At 73.9% G+C, this 10448-nt stretch carries 8 protein-coding genes; 4 read left to right on the top strand and 4 right to left on the bottom strand.

Annotated elements, in window-relative coordinates:
- The first annotated feature begins 469 nt into the window (after positions 1-469).
- Both AC07BS_RS33005 and ptsP read left to right on the top strand, forming a co-directional pair.
- Positions 470-919, top strand: a complete 450-nt coding sequence (locus AC07BS_RS33005; protein WP_478644228.1) for a PTS sugar transporter subunit IIA — start codon at positions 470-472, stop codon at positions 917-919.
- A gap of 107 nt (positions 920-1026) precedes the next feature.
- Entirely contained in the window at positions 1027-2697 is a 1671-nt protein-coding gene (ptsP, locus tag AC07BS_RS33000; RefSeq protein ID WP_478644231.1) for a phosphoenolpyruvate--protein phosphotransferase, read from the top strand.
- Positions 2698-2787: 90 nt separating this feature from the next.
- Here ptsP and AC07BS_RS32995 read toward each other — a convergent pair whose 3' ends face one another.
- Complete coding sequence (locus tag AC07BS_RS32995; RefSeq protein WP_478935327.1) at positions 2788-3741, bottom strand: hypothetical protein; 954 nt, start codon at positions 3739-3741, stop codon at positions 2788-2790.
- A gap of 112 nt (positions 3742-3853) precedes the next feature.
- On the bottom strand, positions 3854-5860 hold the full coding sequence (locus AC07BS_RS32990; protein WP_478935326.1) for an acetoacetate--CoA ligase: 2007 nt from the start codon (positions 5858-5860) through the stop codon (positions 3854-3856).
- Between the two features lie 206 nt (positions 5861-6066).
- On the opposite strand from AC07BS_RS32990, the gene AC07BS_RS32985 reads away from it, so the two are divergent.
- Positions 6067-8424, top strand: coding sequence for a glycoside hydrolase family 31 protein (locus AC07BS_RS32985; RefSeq protein WP_478935325.1), 2358 nt, complete (start codon positions 6067-6069; stop codon positions 8422-8424).
- A gap of 73 nt (positions 8425-8497) precedes the next feature.
- Complete coding sequence (locus AC07BS_RS32980) at positions 8498-9286, top strand: M15 family metallopeptidase (protein WP_478644239.1); 789 nt, start codon at positions 8498-8500, stop codon at positions 9284-9286.
- A 7-nt stretch (positions 9287-9293) separates the two neighbouring features.
- Here AC07BS_RS32980 and AC07BS_RS32975 read toward each other — a convergent pair whose 3' ends face one another.
- On the bottom strand, positions 9294-9899 hold the full coding sequence (locus AC07BS_RS32975; RefSeq protein ID WP_478935324.1) for a GTP-binding protein: 606 nt from the start codon (positions 9897-9899) through the stop codon (positions 9294-9296).
- Positions 9900-10047: 148 nt separating this feature from the next.
- Positions 10048-10446 carry a DUF742 domain-containing protein gene (locus tag AC07BS_RS32970; protein WP_478644243.1) on the bottom strand — a complete coding sequence of 133 codons (399 nt, stop codon included), beginning with the start codon at positions 10444-10446 and terminating at the stop codon, positions 10048-10050.
- Between the last annotated feature and the right edge of the window lie 2 nt (positions 10447-10448).

Here is a 10448-nt window from a genome sequence, read left to right as displayed (position 1 = left end):
AGATGGACGGGGTGTCAACATATCTGGCGTTGACTTTTGGCACGCTGTTGAGTTCTCAAGGAACGGACGCTTCCTTTGTACTCACCTCAGCTATTAGCTGGGGCTTTCCTCCGGGCGCTTCCCTTCGGTGTTCCACCACTCTATCAGGAGTTTTCCGGCCCCTTCACCGCCCGTCCTTCCCTCATGCACAACGGCATGCGAAAAGAACCAGCAGATCCGGGAATCTGGATCTCATCCGAATGGAGGCCGCCCTCGCCTTGCCCGCATCTCTGCGGGCCTCGGTCGTGGGCAGGAATCTGACAGTACATGCCTCGTCGGAGCGAGGCAAATCGATTACTCAGCGCACACGCCTCCCGCGCGCACGCTCGTGCGGAATCCTCAGTTCCTATGACTTAGGCTTCCGACCAGTGCGCCGTCCAGGACAGGTAGTGACGGCGCGTGATGAATCTCCACCTCTGGGAGGCTTCCCATGACCACCGTGACGTCCCCGATCGCCGGACGCGCCATCGGACTCGCGGCAGTGCCCGACCCGGTCTTCTCCGGCGCGATGGTGGGACCCGGTACCGCCATCGACCCCGTGCGTGAGCCCGCCACCGCGGTCTCCCCGGTCGACGGTGTCATCGTCTCGCTCCACCCCCACGCGTTCGTCGTCGTCGACTCGGAGGGGCACGGCGTGCTCACCCACCTCGGCATCGACACCGTGCAGCTCAACGGCGAGGGTTTCGAGCTGCTCGTCAACAAGGGCGACACCGTGACCCAGGGCCAGGGCGTCGTGCGCTGGAACCCGGTCGCCGTCGAGGAGGCCGGCAAGTCCCCGGTCTGCCCGATCGTCGCGCTCGAGGCCGTGGCCGCCTCGCTGGACGGCGTCCGCGAGGACGGCGACATCAAGGTCGGCGACATCCTCTTCACCTGGCAGTGACGTTTCACCTGTAGGACCCTCTGCCGTCGCGCCCTCCGGCGACCGGCGGCACGTACGACATCCACGGCGGCGGCATGTTCCGCCGCATCCACACGGAGACAGGTGAAATGGAGACAACGCTGCGAGGCGTCGGCGTGAGCCACGGTGTGGCGATCGGCGAGGTGCGGCACATGGGCACGGCGGTTCTGGAGCCGCCGGCCAAGCAGATCCCGACGGACGAGGCGCCGCGCGAGCAGGGGCGGGCGCGTCAGGCCGTCGAGGCCGTCGCCGCCGATCTCATCGCGCGCGGCAACCTCGCCGGCGGCGAGGCCCAGCACGTGCTGGAGGCCCAGGCCATGATGGCCCAGGACCCCGAGCTGATGGCCGACGTCGAACGACGCATCACCGTCGGCAGCACCGCCGAGCGCGCGGTGTACGACGCCTTCGCCGCCTACCGCGCGCTGCTCGCCAACGCGGGCGAGTACCTGGCCGGCCGCGTGGCCGACCTGGACGACGTCCGCAACCGCATCGTCGCGCGCCTGCTGGGCGTGCCGATGCCGGGCGTGCCGGACAGCGACGAGCCGTACGTGCTCATCGCGCGGGATCTGGCGCCGGCCGACACGGCGCTGCTGGACCCGGCGCTGGTGCTGGGCTTCGTGACCGAGGAGGGCGGGCCGACCAGCCACTCCGCGATCCTGGCGCGTGCGCTCGGGGTGCCGGCGGTCGTGGCGCTGCCGGGCGCCGGTGAGCTGGCCGAGGGCACGGTGGTGGCCGTGGACGGCAGCACTGGCGACATCTTCGTCGACCCGAGCCCGGAGAAGCGGGCCGAGCTGACGAAGGCGGCCGAGGAGCGGAAGGCCGCTCTGGCGGCTTCGTCCGGTCCGGGCGCGACGTCCGACGGGCACAAGGTGCCGCTGCTGGCGAACGTCGGCGGTCCGGCGGACGTGCCGGCCGCGGTCGAGGCGGGCGCGGAGGGCGTGGGCCTGTTCCGTACCGAGTTCCTCTTCCTCGACGACAGCAAGCAGGCTCCGTCGGAGGCCAAGCAGGTCGAGGCCTACCGCAAGGTGCTGGAGGCGTTCCCCGAGGGCCGTGTGGTCGTGCGGGTGCTGGACGCCGGCGCGGACAAGCCGCTGGACTTCCTGACGCCGGCCGACGAGCCGAACCCGGCTCTGGGCGTGCGGGGTCTGCGGACGCTGCTCGACCACCCCGAGGTGCTGCGGACCCAGCTGACGGCGCTGGCCAAGGCCGCCGCGGGGCTGCCGGTCTACCTGGAGGTCATGGCCCCGATGGTGGCGGACCGCACGGACGCCAAGGCGTTCGCGGACGCGTGCCGTGAGGCCGGGCTCCAGGCGAAGTTCGGCGCGATGGTGGAGATCCCGTCCGCCGCGCTGCGGGCCCGTTCGATCCTGCAGGAGGTCGAGTTCCTGTCGCTGGGGACGAACGACCTGGCGCAGTACACCTTCGCCGCCGACCGTCAGGTGGGCGCGGTGTCGCGGCTGCAGGACCCGTGGCAGCCGGCGCTGCTGGACCTGGTGGCCGTGTCGGCCGAGGCCGCCAAGGCCGAGGGCAAGAGCTGCGGCGTGTGCGGTGAGGCCGCCTCGGACCCGCTGCTGGCCTGTGTGCTGACGGGTCTGGGCGTGACGAGCCTGTCGATGGGCGCCGCCTCGATCCCCTACGTCCGTGCCACGCTGGCCAAGCACACGCTGGCCCAGTGCGAGCGCGCGGCCGCCGCCGCGCGTGCCACGGACACGGCCGAGGAGGCCCGCCTGGCCGCGCAGGCCGTGCTGTCCGGCGAGTAGTCGCCGGCGTACGGCCGGCGTACGGCGCCGGGTGACATCGCGTCCCACGAGGGGTGCTCCCGCTGATGGCGGGGGCACCCCTCGTGCCGTTCACACGTCTCCTCCCCCGCCGGGTTCGTCCAGGTCGAGCGGGACGCCCGCGCGGTGGTCGACGCCGGGCTCGGGCGGCACGGGCTCGCCGGTCTCGGCGTCGGTGCAGTAGGCGGCGAAGACCTCGGCCTCGGTCAGGGGCCGCAGTCCGCCGTCGCGCAGGCCCCAGCCGCGGACCGTGTCGGGCCGGCCGCCGCCGGCGGTGGTGCGCAGGACGACGCCGCCGGTGCGGCCGGTGGCCATGCCCGCGGCGAGCACCGTGCAGAACACCAGGGCCTCGGTCTCGGCCAGGTGGAGGCGGCCGTCGCGGCAGTCGGCGGGGAGTACGGCGGTCAGGGGTGCCGTCCCTTCCTCGGGGACGCTGCACACGAGGTGGTGGGTGCCCTCCCCGGCGGCTTCGAGGATGAGGCGCAGTGCCCGGGAGGCGCGGGCGAAGGCGGCCCGGCCGGCGTCCTTTCCGCAACCGGCGCAGCCGCCTCCGGCGGAGAGGAGGGTGGTGGCACGTTCCCAGGTGGCGCGCTGCGCGGCCTCGTCGGTGAGGCGGGGCAGGAGGCGGGTCATGGGCTGGCCCTCGTAGGGGACCGTGGCGCCGGTGGCGGCGACGTCGGCGGTGTAGCGGGTGCGGCTGCCGGCGGTGTCGGGGTCGAGGCGGTGGTCGGCGCAGTAGCGCGCGTAGTCGCCGGGGTCGAAGAGGACGACGCCGGTGCGGGTGCCCCGGGTGGTCAGGGAGCGCAGCAGGCCCTCGACCTCGCGGAGGTAGGTGGCGTGGTCGTCGAAGAGGAAGGTGGTGTAGCGCCGCATGGCGGCGAAGTCCTTCTCGTCGGCGAGGACGGCCACGGTGCTGGGCGCCTCGGCGCGCAGGGCGCGGCGTGCGGCCCTGCGTGCCCGTGGCCCGGTGTGTGCTCTCGGCCCCGTGGGTCGTGCGCGGCCCGGGCCGTGGTCGGTGTGCGGCATGGATTCCCCCCTCGGCGCGTGGCCGGGCCCGGTGCCCGACCACGCGTAGTCGATGCTCACTCACCGTAACCGAGGGGTCTGACAGCGGCCCTGCGCGGTCCGTCCGCCCCGGTCAGGAGCGTTCGCGGGCCAGGCGCTCGTAGAAGCCGAGCAGTTCGGCGTTGTCGACGGAGCCGGGGTTGACCGCCTTCTCCAGCGGCGTGCCCTGGAGGAGGCGCTTGACGGGGACCTCGATGCGCTTGCCGGTGAGGGTGTGGGGGATGGCGGGGACCTCGATGACCTCGTCGGGGACGTGGCGGGGGGAGAGCTGTTCGCGGATCGTGCGCTTGATCTTCTCCAGCAGCGCGTCGTCCAGCCGGGCGTCCGGTGCGAGGTGGACGAAGAGCGGCATCCAGTAGCCACCGTCGGGCTGTTCGACGCCGATGACGAGGGATTCGCGGATCTCGGGGAGGCGCTCGACGGCCTCGTAGATGTCGGCGGAGCCCATGCGCACGCCCTGGCGGTTCAGGGTGGAGTCGGAGCGGCCGTGGATGACGGCGGTGCCGCGGGAGGTGAGGGTGATCCAGTCGCCGTGCCGCCAGACGCCGGGGAACATCTCGAAGTAGCTCTCGCGGTAGCGGTGGCCGTCGGGGTCGTTCCAGAAGCGGATCGGCATGGAGGGCATGGGGTTGGTGACGACGAGCTCGCCGACCTCGTCGGTGACGGGCTTGCCGTGGGCGTCCCAGGCCTGGAGGTCGGTGCCCAGGCAGGGGGCCTGGAGCTCGCCGATGTACACGGGGAGGGTGGGGACGGCGCCGGCGAAGCAGCTGCAGACGTCGGTGCCGCCGCTGACGGAGGCGATCCACATGTCCTCGGCGACCTCGTCGTGGATCCAGCGGAAGCCGTCGGGGGGCAGCGGGGAGCCGGTGGTGGCGACGCAGCGGACGGTGGAGAGGTCGAAGTCGCGGCCGGGGTGGACGCCGGCCTTGCGGCAGGCCATGACGTAGGCGGCGGAGGTGCCGAAGAGGGTGGTCCGGGTGCGTTCGGCGATGCGCCACTGGGCGGCGGTGTCGGGGTGGCCGGGGCTGCCGTCGTAGAGGACGACGGTGGTGCCGGTCAGGAGGCCGGAGACGAGGAAGTTCCACATCATCCAGCCGGTGGAGGTGTACCAGAAGAAGCGGTCGCCGGGGCCGAGGTCGCAGTGGAGGGAGAGCTGCTTGAGGTGTTCGAGGAGGATGCCGCCCTGGGACTGGACGATGGCCTTGGGCAGTCCGGTGGTGCCGGAGGAGTAGAGGACCCACAGGGGGTGGTCGAAGGGGACCTGCTCGAAGACCGGGGCGGTGTCCGAGGACGTCAGGGCGGACCAGTCGAGGGTGCCCTCGGGGGCCGGGGTGCCGAGCAGCGGGATGTGGACGACGGCGCGCACCGTGGGCAGTTCGGAGCGCAGTTCGGCGACGACGTCGGCCCGGTCGTGGCGCTTGCCGCCGTAGCGGTAGCCGTCGACGGTGAACAGGACGACGGGTTCGACCTGCTGGAAGCGGTCGAGGACGCTGCGGGCGCCGAAGTCGGGGGCGCAGGAGGTCCATACGGCGCCGACCGCGGCGGTCGCCAGGAGGGCGACGACGGCCTCGGGGATGTTGGGGAGGTAGCCGCTGACGCGGTCGCCGGGGCGGACGCCGAGGCGGCGCAGTTCGGCGGCGAGCGAGCCGACCTGGCGGCGGAGTTCCGCCCAGGTGACGGGACGGGGGTCGTGGGTCTCGTCGACGGCGAGGAGGGCCGCCTCGCCGGCTCTGGTGGGGTCCTCGGCGGTGCGCAGGGCGTGCTCGGCGTAGTTGAGGGTGGCGCCGGGGAACCAGCGGGCGCCGGGCATGGCGCGGTCGGCGAGCACCTGGTCGGCGGGGGTCGTGAAGCGGACGTCGCACCATGCGGCGACGGCCCGCCAGAAGTCGTCGAGTTCGGTGGCGGACCAGCGGTGGAGCGCGGCGTAGCTCGCGGCGGGGTCGCCGGGGACGGGGGCGGGGGCGCCGTGGCGGTCGGCCGCCCAGGCGTGGAAGCGGGTGACCTGGGCGCCGGCGACGCGGTCCGCGCCGGGGCTCCACAGGGGTTCCGGCCGGTCGACGGGCTGCGGTGCGGTGGTCATGGCTGCTCCCGGGCTCTACGCGTCGTGGGCGGGGCCGCGCGCACGGCGGGGTGTGCGCGGCGCGTGGCTGTCCAGGACGATGCCATGTGATCGACTCGTGCACCAGGGTCGGCGGCACGGATCACGTGGGGCGTGGCGTCGCCCGGGGGGTGAACGCCACTTGAACGGTGGGCGCGGCTGGGTGGGGCGGTGGGAGGGTGAGCGGCATGGACGCTGGTGACCTTGTGCGGCCGGGGATGTGGCGGGCCGCGTTGCGGGTGGTGGGGAGCGCTCAGGGGCTGCGGTCCGTGCGGTCGGCGTGGCGCCGGCAGCGCGTGGACGCCGCGGGTCTGCCCCGGCCGGGGGCCGGGCGGGCGCGGGTACCGGGTGTGGCGGTGGGGGCGGACGCGGAGCCGGGGGGTGGTGTGGTGCGGTTCGCCCGGTCGTCGCTGCGGGTGCGGGTGGCGGCGGGCGGGGCGGTGTTCTGCGGCTGGGACGACGCGGCGCCGGAGCCGTCGTACGCGCTGGCGGGGCCGGTTCCGCCGGCGGACGAGCGGGCGGTGCTGGAGCCGGACACGGACGGCGGCTGGCGGGTGGTGTCGGAGCGGGTGCTGGTGGTGGTGTCGCGGCACGGCGCGGTGGAGGTGCGGACGCCGGGCGGGGTGCTGCTGCGGCGTGACCTGCCGCCGCGCTGGTGGGAGCCGGCGGCGCGGGAGGCGGGCGGGGCGCGGTGGACGCAGCGTTCCGAGGTGCCGGCGGACGCGCGGTTCTTCGGTCTGGGCGGTCGGGCGGTGGGGCCGCGGCTGCGGGACGGCTCGTACCGGCTGTGGAACACCGATCCGGGGGCCTTCGAGCCCGGCGAGGACCCGCTGTACATCACGATGCCGGTGCAGCTGGTGGTGGCGGACGCCGGGACGCACCTGGCGTTCCACGACAACACCTGGGACGGCCGGGTCTCGGTGTGGGAGGGCGAGGAGGGCGCGGGCTCGGGCCACGACCGGCCGGGGCGCGCCGAGATCCGTATGGACGGGGGGCCGCTGCGGTCCTGGGTGCTGGTGGGTACGCCGGCGCGGGTGCTGCACGGCTGGGCGGGGCTGACGGGGGCGGCGGCGCTGCCGCCGGCGTGGGCGCTGGGGTACCAGCACGCCCGCTGGGGGTTCGGCAGTGAGCCGGAGGTACGGCGGGTGGTGACGGGCTATCAGGAGCGGGGTCTTCCGCTGTCGGCGCTGCATCTGGACATCGACCACTACCGGGGGCACCGGGTGTTCACGGTGGACCGGGAGCGGTTCCCTGATCTGCCGGGGCTGGCGGAGGACCTGCGGGAGCGGGGGGTGCGGCTGGTGTCGATCGTGGACCCGGCGGTGAAGGCGGAGCCGGGGCTGCCGGTGTACGACGAGGGGACGGCGGCCGGCGCGTTCGTGAAGGACGCCCGGGGGCGGGTGGTGCGCGGCGAGGTGTGGCCGGGCGAGTCGGTGTTCCCGGACTTCACGGATCCGGCGGTGCGCCGCTGGTGGGGCGGGTTGTACGCGGAGCGCCTCGCGCAGGGTTTCGCCGGGTTCTGGCACGACATGAACGAGCCGGTGTCGTTCGCCGCGTTCGGTGATCCGACGCTGCCGCGATCGTCGCGGCACGCGCTGGAGGGGCGGGGCGGGGACCACCGCGAGGCGCACAACGTGTACGGGCTGACGATGGCACGGGCGGGATACGAGGGGCTGTGCGCGCTGCGCCCCGGGGAGCGGCCGTTCCTGTTCTCGCGGTCGGGCTGGGCGGGCATGCAGCGGTACGGCGGCACCTGGTCGGGCGATGTGGCGACGGGCTGGCCGGGGCTGCGGGCCTCGCTGGCGCTGGTGCTGGGGCTGGGCCTGTGCGGGGTGCCGTACTCGGGGCCGGACGTGGGCGGTTTCGACGGGTTCCCGTCGCCGGAGCTGTATGTGCGGTGGTTCCAGCTGGGGTCGTACCTGCCGTTGTTCCGTACCCACGCGGCGATCTCGGCGGGGCGGCGGGAGCCGTGGGAGTTCGGGGCGGAGGCGCTGGAGTACGCGGGGGCGGCCCTGCGGGAGCGGCAGCGGCTGCTGCCGTACTTCATGACGCTGGCGCACCTGGCGCGGCGGACGGGGGCGCCGTACGTGCGGCCGGTGTGGTGGCGGTCGCCGGAGGACCGGGCGTTGCGGGACTGCGAGGACGAGTTCCTGCTGGGCGACGCGCTGCTGGTGGCCCCGGTGCTGGAGGCGGGCGCGGACCGGCGGGCGGTGCGGTTGCCGCGCGGCCGGTGGTACGACACGGCGACGGGCCGGGTGTACGAGGGGCCGGGGCAGGTGCTGCTGGACGCGCCGTTGTCGCGGGTCCCGGTGCTGGCGCGGGCGGGGTCGGTGATCCCGGTGGCGGGTGCGGACGGGGAGGTGGAGCTGGAGGTGTGGGCGCCGGCCCCGGGGCGTACGGGCGGGGGTGTGCTGATCACGGACGCGGGGCCGGGGTGGGAGCGGCCGGAGGTGGTGCGCTTCACAACGCGGGCGCGGGGCGGGGTGGTGACGGTGGAGCAGGAGGGGGCGCCGGAGCCGGCGTACCGGGTGCGGGTGCGCGGCTGAGGTGGTCGTAGGGGCGTTCGGGGGCGCGCGGGGTCTTCCGTGGCGGCCGGTCGGACTGGTAGAGGGAGGGGTCATGCCGAGGTTCTCCGCCGTATGGCGTGTCATGACCCTGTCGCTGGCGGCGCTGGCCGCCGCCCTGACGCCCGTGCCGGCCGCCGGAGCGGCCCTCCCCCGCTCCGGGCCGCCGCCCGGTTTCGTCGCGCTCGCGGACGTGGACCCCACGATCGTCCAGGAGATGCGCTACGCCACCGTCCACAACTTCACCGGCCACCGTGTCACCGGCTATGAGCGCCCCCGCTGTCTGCTGACGCGCCCGGCCGCCGAGGCGCTGCGCCGGGCGCAGCGGACCCTGCTGCGCGAGGGTCGCACACTGAAGGTCTACGACTGCTACCGGCCGCAGCGCGCGGTGAACGACTTCGTGGAGTGGGCGAAGGACCTGGGCGACACCCGGATGAAGCGGGAGTTCTATCCGCGGGTGGACAAGTCGCGGCTGTTCGAGGACGGCTACATCGCGGCGAAGTCCGGGCACAGCAGGGGCAGCACGCTGGACCTGACGATCGTGCCGCTGCCGGTCCGGCCCACGCGGCCGTACCTGCCGGGCGAGCCGCTGGTGCCGTGCCACGCGCCGAAGGCCCTGCGCTTCCCGGACAACTCCGTGGACATGGGCACGGGCTTCGACTGCTTCGACACCCTCTCCCACACCCTCGACCCGCGGATCCAGGGCGAGCAGCGGGCGAACCGGCTGCGGCTGAAGTCCGCGATGGAGGGCGCCGGGTTCACGAACCTCGCGGAGGAGTGGTGGCACTACACGCTGCGCGGGGAGCCGTACCCGGACACCTACTTCGACTTCCCCGTGCGCTGAGGGGGCCTCAGACGGCGGCGGGGCTGCGTCGCACCCCGCCGGCCAGGGCGTGCTCGACGACGGAGACGAGGACCTCCTTGACGGACTCGCGGTCGCGGGCGTCGCACATCACCACGGGCACGCCCGGGTCGAGGTCGAGCGCCTCGCGCACGGTCTCCACGGGGTAGCGGTCGGCGCCGTCGAAGCAGTTGACGGCGAGCGTGAAGGCCATGCCGCGGCGCTCGAAGTAGTCGACGGCGGCGAAGCAGTCCGCCAGCCGGCGGGTGTCGGCGAGGACGACCGCGCCCAGCGCGCCCTGGGCCAGCTCGTCCCACAGGAACCAGAAGCGGTGCTGCCCCGGTGTGCCGAAGAGGTAGAGGACCAGGTCGTCGCGGAGGGTGATGCGGCCGAAGTCCATGGCGACGGTGGTGGTGCGCTTGGCCTCCACGCCCGAGGTGTCGTCGACCGGGCGGCCCGCCTCGGTGAGCAGCTCCTCGGTGCGCAGCGGCTTGATCTCGCTGATGGCGCCGACCAGGGTGGTCTTGCCCACCCCGAAGCCGCCGGCGACCAGGAGTTTGAGGGCCACGGGGGTGACCGCGGCGGACTCGCTTCGGTCCGTGCGCCCGAACACCATGGAATGCTTCCTCCGAATTGTCACAGGTCAGTGCGTGGTCGTGCCCCCCGTGGTCGTGCCCCCTGGTCACCGCCCCCCGTGGCAGTGATCGTTCCGTACGGATCGCCGCTGGACAACCCCCGGCCGGCCGGTCGGCCGGCCGGGTGCGTCACAGCGCGCGCAGCCCCTCGATGACCTCGCGCAGGACGCCCTCGTCGGGGAGTTCGGCGGGCGGCACGGGGCGTGCGACGCGCACGTACCCCGCGTCGACGAGGTCCCCGATCAGTACGCGGACCACGCCGACCGGGAGGTCGAGCCCGGTGGCGAGGTCGGCGACCGAGTGGGGGGCCTGCCGGACCAGGCCGGCGATGTCGAGGTGTTCCGGGGACAGGGTCCGGTCGGCCACGGCCTCCACGTCGTCGGGGTGATCGGCGAGGAGGTCCTCGGCGACGACGAGGGCGATGAGGTCGAACCGGCCCTCCGCGGGGCCGCCGGTGCGGCCCCGGGTCATGGTGTACGGGCGGACCACCGGGCCCGCCGCGTCGTCGTACCAATGGTCTCCGGTCATGC

The sequence above is a fragment of the Streptomyces sp. NPDC044063 genome (genome assembly GCF_056434285.1).
Note: the sequence above shows the minus strand (reverse complement) of the source record. Positions and strands in the feature narration are given on the sequence as shown.

Bases quoted from the DNA above. Each gene is read 5' to 3' on its own strand.
- AC07BS_RS32970 (WP_478644243.1), bottom strand. From the start codon at position 10,446: ATGACCGGAGACCATTGGTACGACGACGCGGCGGGCCCGGTGGTCCGC.
- AC07BS_RS33005 (WP_478644228.1), top strand. From the start codon at position 470: ATGACCACCGTGACGTCCCCGATCGCCGGACGCGCCATCGGACTCGCG.
- AC07BS_RS32985 (WP_478935325.1), top strand. From the start codon at position 6,067: ATGGACGCTGGTGACCTTGTGCGGCCGGGGATGTGGCGGGCCGCGTTG.
- ptsP (WP_478644231.1), top strand. From the start codon at position 1,027: ATGGAGACAACGCTGCGAGGCGTCGGCGTGAGCCACGGTGTGGCGATC.
- AC07BS_RS32995 (WP_478935327.1), bottom strand. From the start codon at position 3,741: ATGCCGCACACCGACCACGGCCCGGGCCGCGCACGACCCACGGGGCCG.
- AC07BS_RS32980 (WP_478644239.1), top strand. From the start codon at position 8,498: ATGCCGAGGTTCTCCGCCGTATGGCGTGTCATGACCCTGTCGCTGGCG.
- AC07BS_RS32975 (WP_478935324.1), bottom strand. From the start codon at position 9,899: ATGGTGTTCGGGCGCACGGACCGAAGCGAGTCCGCCGCGGTCACCCCC.
- AC07BS_RS32990 (WP_478935326.1), bottom strand. From the start codon at position 5,860: ATGACCACCGCACCGCAGCCCGTCGACCGGCCGGAACCCCTGTGGAGC.